The following is a 17,286-nucleotide window of genomic DNA, read 5'->3' on the forward strand; positions in this document are numbered from 1 at the left end:
TACACATGGCGACGACCAAGACGAGCAAGACGAGCAAGAGCGCCGAGACCGTTCAGAAAGCCAACCGGCGCAAGAGCGCCTCGGGCGGCAAGGGCGCGAAGCTCACCACCGAGGAGAACGCCGAGAAGGGCTTCACCGCCTCGCAGGACCTCAGCGACAACCTGCAGAAGGTTCTCGTCGACCTCATCGAGCTGTCGCTGCAGGGCAAGCAGGCCCACTGGAACGTGGTGGGCACGAACTTCCGCGACACCCACCTGCAGCTGGACGAGATCATCGAGGCTGCCCGCACGTTCGCCGACACCATCGCCGAGCGCATGCGCGCGCTGCACGCCCTGCCCGACGGGCGCAGCGACGTGGTGGCCGAGACCACGACCCTCGCGGAATTCCCGCAGGGCGAGATCGCCACCACCGAGGTGATCGACCTGATGACCGAACGTCTCGACGACGTCTGCGGCACGTGCCGCGAGGTGCACGACGACGTCGACGACGAGGACCCCACGAGCGCCGACCTGCTGCACGCGATCCTGGAGCGGCTCGAGCAGCTCTCGTGGATGGTGAGCGCGGAGAATCGCACACCGAAGCGCTGATCCTCTCGCGCAGGAGAGAACGAAAGCCCGCCCGGGTGACCGGACGGGCTTTCGCCGTTGCGGGCGGACTCAGGGAGTCGGCATGCCGCCGTTGACGTTCAGCGTCTCGCCGATGACGTAGCTGGACTCCGCCGAAGCGAGGAAGACGTACGCAGGCGCGAGCTCGGCGGGCTGTCCCATACGCCCGAGGGGCGTCTGCTCACCGAACTCCTCGAGCTTCTCCGGCGGCTGGCCGTCGGTGGGCTGGAGCGGCGTCCAGATCGGTCCCGGGGCCACGGCGTTCACCCGGATGCCCTTGGGCGCGAGCTGCTCGGCCAGGCCCTTCGTGAAAGCGTTGATGGTGGCCTTCGTCGAGGCGTAGTCCACCAGGATGCCGGACGGCGAGTACGCCTGGATCGACGTGGTGTTGATGATCGTCGATCCCGGGGTCAGGTGCGGCAGCGCCGCCTTGGTGATCCAGAACATCGCGTACACGTTCGTCTTGAACGTGTGATCGAACTGCTCATCGGTCAGCGTCGTCAGGTCCTCGTTGTAGACCTGCTTGCCGGCGTTGTTGACGAGGATGTCCAGGCCCCCGAGCCCTTCGACCGTCTGGGCGACGAGGTCGCGGCAGTATGCCGGGTCCTTGAGGTCGCCCGGCAGCGTCAGCACGGTCGCGCCCGCGTCGCGCAGGATGCCGGCGATGCGCTCGGCGTCCTTCTCCTCCTCCGGCAGGTACGACAGGGCGACGTCGGCGCCCTCGCGCGCGAACGCGATCGCGGTGGCGGCGCCGATGCCGGAGTCGCCGCCGGTGATGAGCGCCTTGCGGCCGGTCAGGCGGCCGGAGCCGCGGTAGCTGTCCTCGCCGAGGTCGGCCTTGTCTGTGAGCTCGGCATCCAGGCCGGGCTCCGACATCTCCTGGTCCCCGGGCTCGATGTCGGCGTAGAGCTTTGCCGGGTCGGTGAACGTGTACTGGTCCCGTGACATGGTGTTCTCTCTCTCGTGATGGTCAACGGCCGCGGAGCTTGTGCTCCGGGACGATTTCTCGGATCGTGAGGGCCGCGCTGATGAACGCCAGGTGGCTGAGGGCCTGCGGGGTGTTGCCCCACGCCGACCCGTCGTCCTCGTCGATCATCTCGGCGTAGATGCCGACGTCGTTCGCGGCGGCGACGAGGGCGTCCATCGCCTCCAGCGCCTCGTCGTGCCGGCCCACGCACGCCAGGGCGTGGGCTCGCCAGAACCCGCAGGCGACGAAGGTCTTCTCCTCCTGGTCCACTCCGCTGTAGCGGTACAGCAGGGCGCCGGCGCCCAGCTGCGCGGTGAGGGCGTCGATCGTGCGCGACATGCGCTCCCCGCGGTCGAACCCGCTCGGCGCGTGCAGCAGCACCGACGCGTCGAGGTCGTCCGACCCGGCGTACCAGACGTAGGCGCCGCGCTCCTCGGACCAGCCGTGGGTGTCGATCCATTCGCGGATGCGGCGGCGCTCGGCGCGCCAGCGCTCGGCGCCTCCCGGGATGATGCCGGCGTCCGCCAGCCAGACGGCGTCCTCCAGCGCCTTCCAGCACCCCATCTTCGACGACGTGTAGTGCCGCAGCTCGGGAAGCTCCCACATGCCCGAGTCGGGGTTGCGCCACAGATCGCAGGTGCGGTCGGCCACGGCGGCCAGCAGCCGCGCCGTGTCGATGTCGAGGATGTTGCCCGCTTCGACGTAGGTGCGGCAGATCGCGATCAGGTCGCCGTAGACCCCCAGCTGCAGCTGATCGTGGGCGGGGTTGCCGGTGACGACGGGGCCGATGCCGCGCCAACCGGGAACGTCTGCGACGACGGGTGCAGGCACGAGCTCCCCGTCGAGCGTGTACATCACGTGCACGTCGGGGCCGTGGGCGCGGATCGTCCGCAGCATCCATGACAGGGCGGCATGGGTCTCTTCACGCAGGCCGAAGCGCACCAGGGCGTTGGCGGTGTAGGCGAGGTCGCGCACCCAGGCGAACCGGTAATCCCAGTTCTTGCCGCCGCGGGGGCTCTCGGGCAGCGACGTGGTCGCGGCTGCGGCGATCGCGCCGGTGGGGCTGTAGATGAGCAGCTTCAGCGCGAGGGCGCTGCGCTGCACGTGCGCGGCCCACGGGCCTTCGTAGGAGAACGCCTTCGACCAGTTGCGCCAGTTGCCGATCGTGCGGTCGATGCCGGCGTCGACGTTGCGCGGGTCGGGGAAGTGCAGTGGCTCGTCGTGGGTCGCCGCCAGGACGACGAGGTGGCGGGAGTCGGGCGACGTGGTGAAGGCGCCCGCCAGCACGGGGCCGTCCGGTCCGTCGGGGTCGGGCTCGGCGGGACCGTGCTCGAAGCCGACGATCGCGATCGCGGTCGTGCCGCAGCGGAGGGTGGCACCGTGAGCCGTTGACTCGATCCACGGCGAGGCGGTCTGCAGCGACGTGCCGGGGCGCACCGCCCACGCCATCTCCACCCGCCCGGACACCCCGTCGACGCGGCGCGCGAGCTCGGCCCACGGCAGCCGCCCGGCGATGCCCGACACCAGCGCGTCGGTCACCTTCACCACGCCGTCGGCGGTGGTGAATGTCGTCTCCAGCACGTTCGTGCGGGGAACGTACCGGCGGCGCATCGTGAAGTCCGCGACCGGGGCGAGGGCGAAGAACCCACCGGTGTCGTCGTCGAGGATGCGGGCGAACACGGCATCCGAAGTGAGCTCGGGCAGCGGCATCCAGTCGATGCTGCCGTCCGCTCCGACGAGCGCCACGGTGCGGCCATCGCCGATCGGTGCGTACGACTCGATCGGCTGACACGTCACGCTGGCTCCTCCCGGTGGGTGGGTCCAGTCTTCGTGAGGTCGCGCGGAGGTGCGGAAGGGTTGACAACACCGCCCCACCGTGAAATCGCGGGCGCGCGGGGCGCCGGCGATACCGAGGTCAGCGCAGGAACTGCGCGGGGTCGAACTCCTCGATCGGGATCACGCGGATGCGCGGCAGCGGGGCGTCGAACGCCTGCGCGTCGTACTCGAGGTCGAAGAACTCCAGGCCAGGGATCGCCGCGAATCCGTTGTTGCGGAACTCGGTGAAGCCCAGCACACCGAGCCGCCGGCCGTCGGCGAGCGCGGCGAGGTCGTCGACGAAGTCGCCGTCGTGGCTGACGAGCATGACGTCGTCATTGCGGTCCCGCAGCGCCTGGAGCGTGCGCTGGATGGCGATGTCGACGATCTTCGCGTCGGAGGGACCCGACAGCGGCACCGGCTCGTAGCCCAGCGCCTTGAGCGCCTGCACGAACGTCATCGGCAGGTTGGTCGTGGCGTTGAGGAAGAACAGGCCCCGCGTGGGCCGGCGCCAGGTGTGCTCCACGAACGAGAGGATGCGGTCCCAGCGCGGCCGCTCATCGGGCTGCGGCCGACGCCCCAGAATCGATCCACCGAGGGTCGCGTCGATGTTCTCGCCGTCGACCAGCACCCATGCGCCCTGCGCGTCGCCCACTGCGACCTCCCTGCGACGCCGCACAGGGCGTCGCCTTCGATCCTATGCGCGCGCCGGCGCAGCCCTCGTTCGGGGCGTCAGTTCAGGGCGCGGGTGGATGCCGGGATGACTCCGTCGCCGTACAGGCTCTTCGCCACATCCTGCAGCGCCGTCAGCGCCACCCGCTGGGTCATCGGCCCGTACGAAATGCGGGCGACGCCGAGCGCCTCGTACTCGGCGGCCGACAGCGCGCCGGGAAGCCCGATCACGCTCACCTTGCGCTCACCGATCCCGTCGACGAGCTGCCGCGTGATGTCGGCGTCGAGGGGACCCGGGACGAAGACGACGTCGGCACCGGCGTCGAGGTAGGCCCGGCCGCGCTCGATCGCGTCGGCGATGGAATCCTGCACGGGCCGGTCGCCGGCTCGCACGAACGCGTCGGTGCGGGCGTTGAGGGAGAAGGGCACGCCTTCGGCCTGGCCGGCGGCGACGATCGCCTCGACGGCGGCGACGGAGTCTGCCAGCGGCTTCAGCCGGTCCTCGACGTTCGCGCCGACCACGCCCACGCCGATCGCGCGGCGGGTGGTCTCGCCCGGGTCGCCGAACCCGGCATCCAGGTCTGCCGAGACCGGCAGGTCCCCGGCGACCGCGACGATGCGGCCCACCATGTCGAGCATGAGGTCCAGCGGGATGTTCTCCCCGTCGGCGTACCCGAAGGTCGCGGCGATGGAGTGCCCGGCGGTCGCGAGGGCGCGGGTCTCGGGCAGGTCGATGATCGCCTTCGCCGAGACGACATCCCACACGTTCACCACGCGGAGGATCTCCGGTGCGGCGTGCAGGTCGGACAGGGTCTGCGCGCGCTGCGCCTGGGTCGTCATCGCCCCACGGTAGCGGGCTCGGGCGTGCCCGGGCCAGGGTCGCGCGCCGCAGGCAGGGGCCGAGGCGTGCGCCCGGGCCGGCGCCGGCGCCGCGCGCCGCCGGCATCCCTCATCGCCGCGCCGATACCCTGGTCGCCATGCCCGCACCGCAGACCCGCCGCGCGCGGGCGCAGCGCCGCCGCGTGAAGCGCGTCGCGGCGTCGGGCAGTGACCTGACCGAACTCGAGTGGTTCGCCATCCTCGACGCGTGGGCGGCGTGCGCGTACTGCGGGGCCGATGGGGCGGCGCTGCAGCGGGACTGCGTGCTGCCGATCTCCCGGGGCGGCCGCTACACCCTGGACAACGTCGTGCCCGCGTGCCGGTCGTGCAACGCCAGCAAGTGCAACGAGGAGGTCACCACCTGGATGCGGCGCCGGCGCCTGGACGAGCCGGCTTTCCTGCTGCGGTGGCGCCAGATCGTGCTGGCCCTCGCCGCCGAGACCGCGTCCGCTCCCCCGCCCACCGCCTCACCCGTCGCGGATGACGATTTCCCGCCTGTGGAAGGCGCTATCCGCGACAGGTGAGCAACCCCGGGCAGGGACAATGGAGGCATGACCCGCTCCGCCGTCACCGCCTTCGCCCTCGACATCGTGCTCGTCGCGCTCTTCGCCGCCATAGGCCGGGCGAGCCACGACTCCGCGCCCTTCGGACTCGGGCTGGTGACCACCGCGTGGCCGTTCCTGGCCGCGCTCGTGGTCGGCTGGGTGGTGACGCTCGCCTGGCGCCGACCGGCCGCGCCGGTGCGCACCGGCCTCGGCGTCTGGGCGGTCACGGTCGCCGGTGGCATGGTGCTGCGCGCCGTGACCGGCCAGGGCACGGCGCTCCCCTTCATCATCGTGGCGACGCTCACGCTGCTGCTGCTCCTCGTGGGCTGGCGCGTGGTCGCGACCCTCATGCAGGCGCGGCGGCGCGCCCAGGACGGTCGGTCGTCCCACCGGGCCCCTTCCGCGCCCCACGCGGGACGTTCCTGACGACCCAACCGGTACGCCCGCCGCCGCCGCGCCCCCACGCTCCCCGGCCCCCACGCTTCGGTGGACGCGAGGGGCCCGTTCCCAGGCGCTTGAACGACCGTTCGCGACGACCGGGCGGGACCGGAATGGATGCCGCGTGGCATCGGTTGCACTCGATATGCAACGCTTCGGAACGCTCTCGTTCGGCCACTATGGACCCCTCGGCGGAGGGCGGGAGCTGACCGCCGGCGACTCGATGCGCCAGGCCATCGACCTCGCGCAGGGCATGGACGACCTCGGGGTAAATGGCACGTACTTCCGCGTCCACCACTTCGCGCGCCAGCAGGCCTCGCCCATGCCACTGCTCTCGGCGATCGCCGCGACGACCAAGAACATCGAGGTCGGCACCGGCGTCATCGACATGCGGTACGAGAACCCGCTGCACCTCGCCGAAGAGGCCGCCGCGGTCGACCTGATCAGCGACGGCCGGCTCGCCCTCGGCGTCAGCCGCGGCTCACCCGAGACCGTCGTGCGCGGCTACGAGGCATTCGGCTACACCGGTTCCACAGACCCGCGCGGTGCCGACATCGCCCGCAGCCACTTCGACCTGTTCCTGCGGGCCATCGACGGCGAGGGACTGGCCGAGCGCGACCCGCAGAGCCCGTTCGGCGGGGACACCGGCATGCAGAGGGTGGAGCCGTACTCCCCCGGCCTGCGCTCCCGCGTCTGGTGGGGCGCCGGAAACCGCGACAGCGCCGCCTGGGCGGGAACGATGGGGGTGAACCTCATGTCCTCGACCCTCCTCACCGAGGACCGGGGCGTGCCCTTCGACGTGCTGCAGGCGCAGCAGATCGACGCCTTCCGCGCCGCGTGGCGCGAGGCCGGTCACCCCCGCGAGCCGCGGGTGTCGGTGAGCCGGTCGATCTTCCCGATCACCACGGCCGAGGACGAGCTGTACTTCGGCCATGCGTCCGAGGGCGAGGGCGTCGGGTACATCGACGGCATCCGCTCGACGTTCGGCAAGACCTACGCGGCATCCCCCGATGCGCTCGTCGAGCAGCTGAAGCAGGATGCCGCGATCGCCAGTGCCGACACCCTCATGCTCACGATTCCGAGCCAGCTGGGTGTTGCGTTCAACCTGCGCATCATCGAGTCGTTCGCGAAGCATGTCGCACCGGCGCTGGGATGGAAGCCGAGCACGGAAGATCGAGTCGACGCGCACGCGCTCTGACGCCCCTCGATAGGGTCGAACGCATGCCGAGCGACCCCGAGCCCACCGACGAGAGCTGGGTGTACGTCCCGACGTCCGCTCTCCCGGACACGCACAGCTATACCGACCTCGGGAACGTCACCGTCGACGGTGAGACGTTCGCCGCGCGCAGGCGCGATGGCGGTTCGACTCACTTGGATTCGATTCACTACGACTGGATCTCTGGCCCCAACGATGGCTACGGGTTCAGCACGGTCGGCATCTCCGGACAGATCAGTCGGGAACAGCAGGTTGCGGACATTCGCGACTTCCTCGCGGGAATCGACCCTGCAACCGGATACCTCTCGTACCCCTAGGACGGCATGAGCGAGAACCGAGTGCTGATCGACCGCGGCAGTGTGCAGATATCCGTCGTGGATCGTGGTGGAGACGGCGCGCTGCTCGTGCTTCTCCATGGATTGGCGGGAAGCGCGCGCGAACTGCTGGCTACGGCCGACGCATTGACCGATGCATTCCGCGTCGTCCTCGTCGATCAGCGAGGGCACGGACAGAGCTCCAGAAGACCGGAGGACCTCTCTCGCCAGGCCTTCGTCGACGACATCGTGGAAGTCATCACGCAGTTGTCTCCCGGTCGACCCGCGACGCTGGTTGGTCAGTCGATGGGCGCGCACACCGCCTTCCTCACGGCCGCGGCCAGGCCGGATCTCGTAGAGCGGCTCGTCATGCTGGAGGGGCATGCCTTCGGCACGGACGAGCCTGATGAGGCGGCGCACCTCCGCGCGTTCTTCGGATCGTGGCCCGCAGTCTTCGCCAGCGCCGACGACGCTCGTGCGTTCCTCGGCGAATCCGCCTTGGCCCAAGCGTGGATCGCCGATCTTGAGCCGACACCGGATGGCTTGCGACGGCGCTTCGATGCGGACGTGATGGAGCGCACCATAGCGGCGGTCCACAAGCCGCGCTGGACGGAGTGGCAAGAGCTGACCGTTCCGACGCTCGCGGTCTTCGCGGAGAACGGCCTGTTCAGCGCGGAACAGAAGGCGGAATTGATCGCGCGTCGCCCTCACACGATGCGCGCCGACATCCCGGGCGCGACCCATGACGCACACCTGGATGCATTCGACAGCTGGATCGAGGTCCTGCGGGCCTTCCTCCTCGAGCACGGATCGGGAGAAACTACGCTGGCTCGGTGAGCATCACCTTCACCCGCATCGACCCCGCAGCCGAGCGGGAGGCGCTCGTCGCCTTCCTCACGGGCAACCGCTTCCCGCACCACGTGGCGGCGCAGCCCACCCGCGCAGACGTCGAGTCGTGGGTCGACGACGGCCGGTTCCGCGACGAGGACAACGACTCCTTCTGGATCGATCATGCCGAACACGACCGCGTCGGATTCTTCCGCTTCGAGGACCTCAGCGAGGACGCCCCGCTGTTCGACCTGCGCCTCGACGCCGCGTGGCGGGGGCGGGGACTGGCCGCGCCGATCCTGCAGGCGGCGACCGAGCGCGTCTTCACCACCATGCCGGAGGTGACCCGCTTCGAGGGACAGACCCGCGAGGACAACGCAGCGATGCGCCGCACGTTCCGCCGCTGCGGCTGGGTGCAGGAGGCCTACTACCGCGAGGCCTGGCCGGTTCGCGATGGCTCCCCCCTGGCCTCGGTGGCCTACAGCGTGCTGCGCCGCGACTGGGAGACCGGCACCACCACGCCGGTGGTCTGGGACGCGCAGGGCTAGCCCGCGGGAAAACGACGCGAGCCGTCGGAATTCCTGCTGAGCGTCGACGACCGCGTCTCAGCGGGCCGGATTCGCGCCGAGAGCGGGAATTCCGACGGCGCGGCCGCGGATCACCGCGGATACACGAGCCGGAACCGCTCGCACAACACCGGCATGTCCGGCTCGTACCCGCGTGGGTTCTCGGAGTGCTCGCGCCAGAACCGCTCGTGCACCGCGCGCCAGTCGGCCAGCGTGCGGTCGCCCTCGCCCTCGGCGTGCGCGTGCTCGGCATCCACCTCGTCGAAGGGGACGACCCGCAGGTCGGTGGTCTCGATGACTGCGCGCGGCGCTCCGGCACCGTCGAGGATGACGCTGAGGTCTCCGACCTGCGGCATCCGGTCGCCCGTCGCCTCGTAATCCCAGAGCGACGATGCAGTACCCGTCTTCACCCCGGCGAGCACGAGGGCCAGCAGCCCGTCGGCGTGCTCCGGGGTCGCCCCGAATGCCCACGCCTCGGCGGGTTCATCGGGAAGATGCGGCATCTCGGCGCGGCGGAGGCTCCAGAAGTCGGCGACGGAAAGAGGTTCGGTCATGCCCTCAATTCTGGATCAGCGGCGCACGATCAGCGCGCCGGGCTGGATGGTGGCGAGGATGTCCGTGGTCTCGCCGACCTCTTCACCATCGATCTCGAACGGCAGCGGGCGTGGCAGCGTGACCCGCACCGAGACGGCCTGACGGTGACGCGTGGTGGCGGTGTCGACCGCGCTGTCGTCGCGGGTGACGGCGCGACGGATGCCGTTGTCCCAGACCACGGATTTCAGCGCGTCCAGCCACTGCAGGCCCTCGGGGCCTTCGCCACCGACGAGCACCACGTCGAGCAGCCCGTCATCGGGCTCGGCATCGGGCAGGATGCGCAGACCGCCCTGCACGGTGCCGCAGTTGCCGATGAGGATGGTGTGCGCCGGCTCGGTCGCCGGCGGGTCGGCGTCGAACACCACGGTCGTCTCGACGACGTCGGTGGCCGCCATCGCCCGACCCAGCGCTCCGACGTAGGCCAGCCAGCCGGCCTTCTCCTTCGCCTCTTCATCGGTCTCGGCGAGCATCTGCGCATCGATGCCGAAGCCGGCCATCACGAGGAAGATGAACTCCTCGCCCCGGTCGTGCAGGTTGATCCGACCGATGTCCAGCGGCGAGTCGTCGCCGTCGATCGCGCGAGCGAGCGCGCGGCGAATGTCGCCGAGCGTGATGCCGAGATTGCGCGCGAGCAGGTTGCCGGTGCCCTGCGGCACGATGCCCAGCGGCACGTCGGTCCCCGCCAGCGCCGCAGCCACATCGCGCAGCGTGCCGTCGCCGCCGACGGCGACGACCGACTCGCAGCCGTCGGACAGCGCCTGCCGTGTCACGCCCTCACCGGCATCCTCGACCGTCGTCTCGTACCACTGCACCTCGACGGGCTGCTCACGTGTGGCGAGTGCACGCTCGAGAGCGGAACGCTCCACACGGGTGGGATTGAAGACGATGCCGATCATCCCCCCACTCTGGCTGACAGCGGGTGCAGCCGCCAGCACGGCGCGGGGGGCTTGACACACGGCGACGGGCCTGCCGCACCCCCGGCAAAAGGTCGGGTGGCGCTGTGGTCTGGCCACCGTGAATAATGGTGGTGTGACCACACGCCCCGCCGGCTACAGCGCCATCTCCAGCTACTCCCGCGTGGAGATCCTCCACCTCATCCAGGAGCGGCCCCAGCGCACCGTCGCGGAGCTGGTGGAGGCGACCAAACTGCACGCCAACACGGTGCGCGAGCACCTACAGCGACTCATCGACGACGGGTACATCGTTTCCGAGATCGAGCACCGCACCACCCGTGGGCGGCCACGGGTGCTCTACAGCGCGGCAGACGGCGGCCAGTCCTTCAGCCCGGTGCAGCAGCGCAAGGTGCGCGAAGCCGCACAGCGCGGCGACCTCATGCGCCGGGTGCTCCCCAGCGAACTGCCGCCGGAGCTGACCACGGAGGCGCTGCACCAGGTCGACGCCCTGGTGGAGAACCTCGTCGACGCCGGCTTCGACCCCATCGTCGACGAGTCTGAGCTGACCATCGACCTCAGCCCGTGCGCACACGCGGAGGTTCAGGCCGGACACCGTCAGGTGCTGTGCTCCGTGCACCTGGGGCTCATGCAGGGCGTGATCGCCCAGGCCGGCGGCCCGCTCACGGTCGACGGCATGCGCTCGTCGTGCGATCCGCGCGAGTGCATCGTGCAGCTTTCCGCCCGGGGCTGAGCCCCGACCCACGCCACCCTCATCTCGCGCCCAGGCGAGGCGGTTTCGCGCGCCCAGATTCCGACTGAGAACCTGCCGAGGCGCCGGTTTTTTTGCCGAACCTGAGGTATTCTCATACCAGGCCTGCGTGGTCTGACCACAGCAGGGGCTTATTCACGGCTCCATGCCGGGAAAGGTGAGCATCGGCTCACTACCTTCAGCGATAAGAAAACCCCCTTCTGAGGAAGGATCCCGATGGATCTGCTCGACCCGCTGCTGCTTGCCCGCTGGCAGTTCGGACTCACGACGCTCTACCACTACCTCTTCGTCCCACTCACCCTGGGCCTGGTTCTGGTCGTGGCGATCTTCCAGACCGTCTGGCACCGCACCGCGAACGTGGCGTGGCTGCACCTGACGCGACTGTTCGGCAAGATCTTCCTGATCAACTTCGCCATGGGCGTCGTCACCGGCATCGTGCAGGAGTTCCAGTTCGGCATGAACTGGTCGGCCTACTCGCGTTTCGTCGGCGACGTCTTCGGCGCCCCGCTCGCCTTCGAGGGCCTCATGGCCTTCTTCTTCGAGGCAACCTTCATCGGCGTGTGGATCTTCGGGTGGAACAAGCTGCCCAAGGGGCTGCACTTGGCATCGATCTGGGCGGTCGTCTTCGGCTCCACCCTGTCGGGGTACTTCATCCTGGCCGCCAACGCGTTCATGCAGAACCCGGTCGGCTACGAGATGGCCGCCGACGGCGGCCGGGCCGAGCTGGTCGACATCGGCGCGGTGCTGACCAACCCCGTCGTGCTCGCCGCCTTCCCGCACACCATCTTCTCGGCGTGGATGTTCGCCGCCGCGGTCGTCATCGCCGTAAGCGCCTGGCACCTGTCCCGCGCGCAGCACATCGAGACGATGCGCCGCTCGCTGCGGTTCGGCATGTGGTTCATGATCGTCTCGTTCGCCGGTGTCGCCATCTCGGGCGACCAGCTGAGCCTGGTGATGGTGGCAACGCAGCCGATGAAGATGGCCGCCGCCGAAGCCATCTGGAATACGGCATGCGGGGCGGACGCCTCGTTCTCGCTGTTCTCCATCGGCACACCGGACGGCTCGGAGGAGATCTGGTCGCTGCGCATCCCGTACTTGCTGTCCCTGCTGTCCACGCACTCGTTCGACGGCTGCGTCGAGGGCCTCAACGACCTGCAGGCGCTGTACACCGAGCAGTTCGGCGCCGGCATCGACTACATGCCCATCGTCTGGGTCACCTACTGGTCCTTCCGCTGGATGATCGCCCTGGGCGGCGTCGCCACTCTGATCTCGGTCGCGGGTCTCTGGGTCACCCGCAAGAAGGCCACGCGCCCCGTCAAGAGCTGGATGTGGAAGGTCGCGATCTGGTCGGCCCCGCTGCCGCTGCTGGGCAGCCTCGTCGGCTGGGTGTTCACCGAGATGGGGCGCCAGCCCTGGATCGTCTTCAGTCTCATGCTCACCGAGGACGGCGTATCGCCGAACGTCCCCGGCTGGACGGTGCTGATCTCGCTCGTCGCGTTCACCCTGATCTACGCCGCGCTGGCGGTGGTGGAGTTCGGGCTGATCCTCAAGGCAGCACAGAAGGGCCCGGATCCGCTTCCGGACCCCGATGCCGAGGACGCCGGGCCCACCTCCCTCGAAGACACCCCGACGACGGTCTACTAGGAGCACGTCATGGATCTCGCGTACATCTGGTTCTTCATCGTCGGAGTGCTGTTCGTCGGCTACTTCGTGCTCGACGGCTTCGACTTCGGCGTGGGCATGTCCCTCCCCTTCCTCGGAAAGGACGACGTCTCGCGCCGCCAGGTCATCAACACCATCGGGCCGGTCTGGGACCTCAACGAGACCTGGGTCATCGTGGCCGGCGCCTGCCTGTTCGCCGCTTTCCCGGAGTGGTACGCCACTCTGTTCAGCGGCTTCTATCTGGCGCTGCTGCTGATCCTGCTCGCCCTCATCGCCCGTGGCGTGTCGTTCGAGTACCGTCACCAGCGCGACAGCGTGCGCTGGCGCCGCAACTTCGACCGCATGATCGTCATCGGCTCGGCCGTGCCGGCGTTCCTCTGGGGTGTCGCGGTGGCCAACATCGTGCAGGGCGTGCCGCTGGACGCAGACCACGAGTTCGTCGGCTCGCTCCTGACGCTTCTGAACCCGTACGGCCTGCTCGGCGGACTCACCACGCTGCTGCTGTTCTTCACCCACGGCCTGTACTTCGTCGCACTGAAGACCGACGGCAAGGTGCGCAGCGACGCCCGCGCCCTCGCGGCCAAGTCCGGCATCGTCACGGTCGTCGTTGCCGCGGTGTTCCTGGTGTGGACCATCATGCAGGCCGTGGCGAACGACGCTCCGCTGCTGATGCTCTCGCTCGCCTGTGCCGTCATCGCGGCGCTGCTGCTGATCGGCTCGATCGCCGCGAACCGACGCAACAGCGAGGGCTGGGCATTCGGCTTCGGCGCCGGCACCGTGATGTTCGCCGTGCTGACGCTGTGGCTCGCGCTCTTCCCCAACGTCATGCCGTCGACGATCGACCCGGCGTTCAACCTGACGATCGAGAACGCTTCGAGCACGGACTACACGCTCACGATCATGACGTGGGCCGCGGTCATCTTCCTGCCGCTGGTGCTGCTGTACCAGGGGTGGACCTACTGGGTGTTCCGCAAGCGGATCACCCGCTCCGAGATCGAGAAGGCTGCCACAGCAGTCCACTGAACCCGGCCGCCCCGGTCCCACGCCGCGCGATTCGCGCGCCGGACCGGGGCGGACCGTTGTCATCGGCACGCCGCCCGAGCGCGGCATGCGTGGGAGGATCGATACATGGCTTCGCAGGACGCGGACGCACCACCGCGCGTCGGCGGCCGCCCCCTCGACCCCCGGCTGCTGAAGTACACGCGCGCGTCGCGATCGTTCTTCGCGGCGATCGCGGCGATCGGACTCGCGCAGACCCTCGTCATCGTCGCCTTCGCGTGGCTGCTCACCTGCGCGATCGTCGGGGCGATCGAGGGGATGCCATGGGGCGAGCTCTCCGGCATCCTCACCTCGCTCGCGGGGGTCATCGTCCTGCGCGCCGCGCTGCTGTGGGTGCGTGAGACGGTCGCCGCCCGCGCCTCGGCGCGCGTGCAGGCGCAGCTGCGCGCGAACCTCGTCGAGGCGGTCGGCGAACTCGGCCCCGGCTGGCTCGCCCGCCACAACTCGGCGCACCTCGCCCTGACCGCCGGGCGCGGCCTCGACGCCCTCGACGCCTACTTCGCCCGCTACCTTCCGCAGCTGGCGCAGACGGCCATCGCGACGCCGCTCATCATCGCCGTGATGTGGTGGATGGACTGGATCTCCGGCCTCACGGTGGTGCTGACCATTCCGCTCATCCCCTTCTTCATGATCCTCATCGGCCTGGCCACCCGCGCGGTGCAGGACAAGCAGTGGCAGACCCTGCGGCAGCTGGCCGCCCGCTTCGCCGACACAGTGCGGGGACTGTCGACGCTCACCGTGTTCGGCCGGCAGCACCGCGCCGTGGCGTCGATCCAGCGCATCACCGAGCGCTACCGCGACCAGACCATGCGGGTGCTTCGCGTGTCGTTCCTCTCCGGGTTCGCCCTGGAGCTGCTGGCCAGCCTGTCGGTGGCGATCATCGCGGTGTCGATCGGGTTCCGCCTGCTCGAGGGCGAACTGGCGCTGCTCGTGGGCCTCTTCGTGCTGCTGCTCGCGCCGGAGGCATACCTGCCGCTGCGCCAGGTGGGCGTGCAGTTCCACGCCGCCGCCGAGGGTGTTTCCGCCACCGACGACGTCTTCGCGGTGCTCGATGAGGCTGCCGCCCGCCGCGCTGACCGGCCGGGCGCAGCGGGCCCGACGGGAGCCGAACCCGCTGCAGAGGCCGGCGGTGCGGCATCCGGTCCACTCGTGCTGCGCGACCTGCGCGTGCGGTACGGCGACCGCTCGCTTGCACCCGTGGATCTGCGGGCGGATGCCGGCGAGCTCGTGCTGCTGGAAGGACCGAGCGGCGCCGGAAAATCCAGCGTCTTCGCGGCGCTCCGCGGCGCGGCCGAATTCGACGGCGAGGCGACGCTCGGCGGTGTCGCCCTCACCCGCCTGCGCCCTGACCGCTGGATGGCGTGGGCTGGCCAGCACCCCGGCCTCATCTCGGGGACGGTCGCCGACAACGTCGCACTGGGCGCCCCCTCCCCCGACCCCGCGACGGTGGCGCGGGCACTCACGCTGGCCGGCGCCGTCGACATCGATCCGGCGCGGGAGCTCGGCGTGCAGGGAGCGGGACTGTCGGGTGGGCAGGCGCAGCGGGTCGCCGTGGCGCGCGCGATTCACCGGTACCTCGCCGGCGCGGCATCCGTGCTCGCCCTCGACGAGCCGAGCGCGGCCCTCGACGCGCAGACCGAGGATGTGCTGTGGCAGAACCTGCGGGGGCTCGCCGATGCCGGGGCCACCGTGCTGCTCATCTCGCACCGCACCACCGCCCGGGCCTACGCCGACCGCGTCGTGCGCCTGCAGACGGCGGAGGTGCCGGCATGACCACGACGACGAACACGACCGCCGCCCCTCGGGCGACCGCCGCAGACGTGCTGCGTGGCGCGATGCCGCCCGCCCGCCGCTTCTGGCGCGCGGCCGCATCGGGATTCGCCACCGAGGCGTCGGCGGTGGCCCTCCTCGCCGTCAGCGCCTGGCTCATCGTCCGCGCCAGCGAGCAGCCCGCAGTGATGTACCTCACCGCCGCTGTCGTGGGGGTGCGCGCCTTCGCGCTCTCGCGCGCGGCCTTCCGCTATCTGGAACGGCTCACTTCGCACGACGCGGCGCTGCGCCAGCTCGCCACCACCCGCACCGCGCTGGTGCGTCGCCTCATCCCCCTCGCCCCCGATGGGCTCACCCGCACGCGGCGCGGCTCGGTGCTGGGAGCGCTCGTCGACGACGTCGACGAGTTGCAGAACCTGCCGCTGCGCGTGGTGGAGCCACTCGTCGCCTCGGCTGTCGTGGCCCTCTCGGCCGTCGTCTTCGTGGCATTCGTGTCCTGGCCCGCCGCCCTCACCCTGCTGGCCTGCCTCATCGTGGCCGCACTGGTCGCGACGCTCTGGGGATGGGCCGCGGGCGGGCGCGCCGAACGCGCCATCGCCCCGCTGCGCGCCCGGCTGGCCGACGCCGTGACCGACCACCTGGGAAGCCTCGACGTGCTGCTGGCCTACGGCGCCGAGGCCGAGAGCCGCGCCCGCATCGCCGAGGCCGACGCGGCCGTCCGCCGCGCGGTGGTCCGCCGCGCCGGCGCCCAGGCGGCGACGACCGCCATCGTCTCGCTGCTCGCGGGGGCGGCGTCGCTCCTGGCGGTCGCCGTGACGGCTCCGGATGCCGCCACCCTCGGCGGCCCCGCGCTGGCGGTGGCAGTGCTCGTGCCGATGGCCGTGTTCGAGGTGTTCGGCGCCGTGCCGCTGGCCGCGGCTGCCTGGCGGCAGGTACACGCCTCGGCGGAGCGCATCGCCGAATCCGTGCCCGCCGACATTCCCGCCGGACTCGTCCGCGATGCGCCGCCCGCGACCGGCGAGGCGCCCGCCCTCGGCGAGGGGCTGCGGCTGCGCGACGTCTCGGCCACGTGGCCGGACGCGGCGACGCCGTCCCTCAGCGGCGTCGACCTCGACGTGCGCCCCGGCGAGCGCGTCCTGGTCGTCGGATCCAGCGGCGCCGGCAAGACGACCCTTGCCCACGTGCTCGTGCGCTTCCTCGATTGCACCGGCACCTACGACATCGGGGGCCGCTCGGTGCGCGATCTGTCGCCGGACGACGTGCGCCTGACCGTTGGCCTGTGCGAGCAGCAGCCGATGCTCTTCGACGAGGACATCCGGCAGAACCTGCTCTTCGCCCGCGACACCGCGACCGACGATGAGCTGACCGCGGTGCTCTCCCGCGTGGGCCTCGGCCCGTGGTTGGCAGAGCGCGGCGGCCTCGACGCCCGCGTCGGCGAGCGCGGCGCGCTCGTCTCCGGGGGCCAGGCACAGCGCATCGCACTGGCGCGCGCCCTGCTTCACGGCTTCCCGGTGCTCGTGCTCGACGAACCCACCGCGGGCGTGGACCCCGCGGCATCCGACGCGCTTCTCACCGACCTGCTGCAGGCGGTTTCTCCCGACCAGGCCGTGGTGCTGATCTCGCACGTGGAGGTGCCCGAAGGGCTCGTCGACCGCACGGTGCGGCTCGACGCGGGCCGGGCGTGGTGACGGGCC

Annotated in this window: 18 protein-coding genes; 12 read left to right on the top strand and 6 right to left on the bottom strand. The window is 70.5% G+C overall.

Annotation, left to right across the window (positions count from 1 at the left end; translation table 11 throughout):
- Window positions 1–5 precede the first annotated feature (5 nt).
- A complete protein-coding gene (locus QNO21_RS11500) occupies window positions 6–587 on the top strand; it encodes a Dps family protein (protein WP_257515906.1) in 582 nt (193 codons plus the stop codon).
- A gap of 69 nt (window positions 588–656) precedes the next feature.
- Here QNO21_RS11500 and QNO21_RS11505 read toward each other — a convergent pair whose 3' ends face one another.
- The 4 genes from QNO21_RS11505 to QNO21_RS11520 all read right to left on the bottom strand — a co-directional run bounded on the left by QNO21_RS11505 (window position 657) and on the right by QNO21_RS11520 (window position 4,899).
- The gene (locus QNO21_RS11505) at window positions 657–1,553 is read right to left on the bottom strand and encodes an SDR family oxidoreductase (RefSeq protein ID WP_257515905.1); all 897 of its coding nucleotides are present in this window, start codon (window positions 1,551–1,553) and stop codon (window positions 657–659) included.
- Between the two features lie 22 nt (window positions 1,554–1,575).
- The gene (locus QNO21_RS11510) at window positions 1,576–3,369 is read right to left on the bottom strand and encodes a glycoside hydrolase family 15 protein (RefSeq protein WP_257515904.1); all 1,794 of its coding nucleotides are present in this window, start codon (window positions 3,367–3,369) and stop codon (window positions 1,576–1,578) included.
- Between the two features lie 118 nt (window positions 3,370–3,487).
- Window positions 3,488–4,042, bottom strand: coding sequence for an NYN domain-containing protein (locus tag QNO21_RS11515; RefSeq protein WP_257515903.1), 555 nt, complete (start codon window positions 4,040–4,042; stop codon window positions 3,488–3,490).
- A 77-nt stretch (window positions 4,043–4,119) separates the two neighbouring features.
- Window positions 4,120–4,899, bottom strand: coding sequence for an isocitrate lyase/PEP mutase family protein (locus QNO21_RS11520; RefSeq protein WP_257518045.1), 780 nt, complete (start codon window positions 4,897–4,899; stop codon window positions 4,120–4,122).
- Between the two features lie 137 nt (window positions 4,900–5,036).
- On the opposite strand from QNO21_RS11520, the gene QNO21_RS11525 reads away from it, so the two are divergent.
- The 6 genes from QNO21_RS11525 (at window position 5,037) to QNO21_RS11550 (ending at window position 8,827) form a co-directional block, all read left to right on the top strand.
- Window positions 5,037–5,462, top strand: a complete 426-nt coding sequence (locus tag QNO21_RS11525; RefSeq protein WP_257518046.1) for an HNH endonuclease — start codon at window positions 5,037–5,039, stop codon at window positions 5,460–5,462.
- 27 nt (window positions 5,463–5,489) lie between these two features.
- Window positions 5,490–5,909: a DUF3054 domain-containing protein gene (locus tag QNO21_RS11530; RefSeq protein ID WP_257518047.1), complete on the top strand. Its 420-nt coding sequence runs from the start codon at window positions 5,490–5,492 to the stop codon at window positions 5,907–5,909.
- Window positions 5,910–6,066: 157 nt separating this feature from the next.
- Entirely contained in the window at window positions 6,067–7,119 is a 1,053-nt protein-coding gene (locus QNO21_RS11535) for an LLM class flavin-dependent oxidoreductase (protein ID WP_257518388.1), read from the top strand.
- A gap of 23 nt (window positions 7,120–7,142) precedes the next feature.
- Window positions 7,143–7,454, top strand: coding sequence for a hypothetical protein (locus QNO21_RS11540; protein WP_257518048.1), 312 nt, complete (start codon window positions 7,143–7,145; stop codon window positions 7,452–7,454).
- A gap of 6 nt (window positions 7,455–7,460) precedes the next feature.
- Window positions 7,461–8,288, top strand: coding sequence for an alpha/beta fold hydrolase (locus QNO21_RS11545; RefSeq protein WP_257515789.1), 828 nt, complete (start codon window positions 7,461–7,463; stop codon window positions 8,286–8,288).
- Window positions 8,285–8,827 (top strand): GNAT family N-acetyltransferase, encoded by a 543-nt coding sequence (locus tag QNO21_RS11550; RefSeq protein WP_257518049.1) that lies wholly within the window; start codon window positions 8,285–8,287, stop codon window positions 8,825–8,827. Before QNO21_RS11545 ends, QNO21_RS11550 begins: the two co-directional genes overlap by 4 nt.
- A 110-nt stretch (window positions 8,828–8,937) precedes the next feature.
- Here QNO21_RS11550 and QNO21_RS11555 read toward each other — a convergent pair whose 3' ends face one another.
- Both QNO21_RS11555 and QNO21_RS11560 read right to left on the bottom strand, forming a co-directional pair.
- On the bottom strand, window positions 8,938–9,399 hold the full coding sequence (locus tag QNO21_RS11555; RefSeq protein WP_257515616.1) for an ASCH domain-containing protein: 462 nt from the start codon (window positions 9,397–9,399) through the stop codon (window positions 8,938–8,940).
- Between the two features lie 15 nt (window positions 9,400–9,414).
- Complete coding sequence (locus QNO21_RS11560) at window positions 9,415–10,335, bottom strand: diacylglycerol/lipid kinase family protein (RefSeq protein WP_257515787.1); 921 nt, start codon at window positions 10,333–10,335, stop codon at window positions 9,415–9,417.
- A gap of 133 nt (window positions 10,336–10,468) precedes the next feature.
- On the opposite strand from QNO21_RS11560, the gene QNO21_RS11565 reads away from it, so the two are divergent.
- From QNO21_RS11565 to cydC, 5 genes are all read left to right on the top strand, one after another.
- Entirely contained in the window at window positions 10,469–11,083 is a 615-nt protein-coding gene (locus QNO21_RS11565; RefSeq protein WP_257515786.1) for a helix-turn-helix transcriptional regulator, read from the top strand.
- Between the two features lie 234 nt (window positions 11,084–11,317).
- Window positions 11,318–12,745 carry a cytochrome ubiquinol oxidase subunit I gene (locus QNO21_RS11570; RefSeq protein WP_257515785.1) on the top strand — a complete coding sequence of 476 codons (1,428 nt, stop codon included), beginning with the start codon at window positions 11,318–11,320 and terminating at the stop codon, window positions 12,743–12,745.
- A 9-nt stretch (window positions 12,746–12,754) separates the two neighbouring features.
- Window positions 12,755–13,786, top strand: a complete 1,032-nt coding sequence (gene cydB, locus QNO21_RS11575; protein WP_257518050.1) for a cytochrome d ubiquinol oxidase subunit II — start codon at window positions 12,755–12,757, stop codon at window positions 13,784–13,786.
- A gap of 105 nt (window positions 13,787–13,891) precedes the next feature.
- Window positions 13,892–15,595, top strand: a complete 1,704-nt coding sequence (cydD, locus tag QNO21_RS11580) for a thiol reductant ABC exporter subunit CydD (RefSeq protein WP_257518051.1) — start codon at window positions 13,892–13,894, stop codon at window positions 15,593–15,595.
- Window positions 15,592–17,280, top strand: coding sequence for a thiol reductant ABC exporter subunit CydC (gene cydC, locus QNO21_RS11585; RefSeq protein ID WP_257518052.1), 1,689 nt, complete (start codon window positions 15,592–15,594; stop codon window positions 17,278–17,280). The genes cydD and cydC overlap by 4 nt, the downstream gene beginning before the upstream one ends.
- Window positions 17,281–17,286: the final 6 nt, after the last annotated feature.

Source organism: Microbacterium sp. zg-Y818, from assembly GCF_030246905.1.
GTDB lineage: Bacteria > Actinomycetota > Actinomycetes > Actinomycetales > Microbacteriaceae > Microbacterium.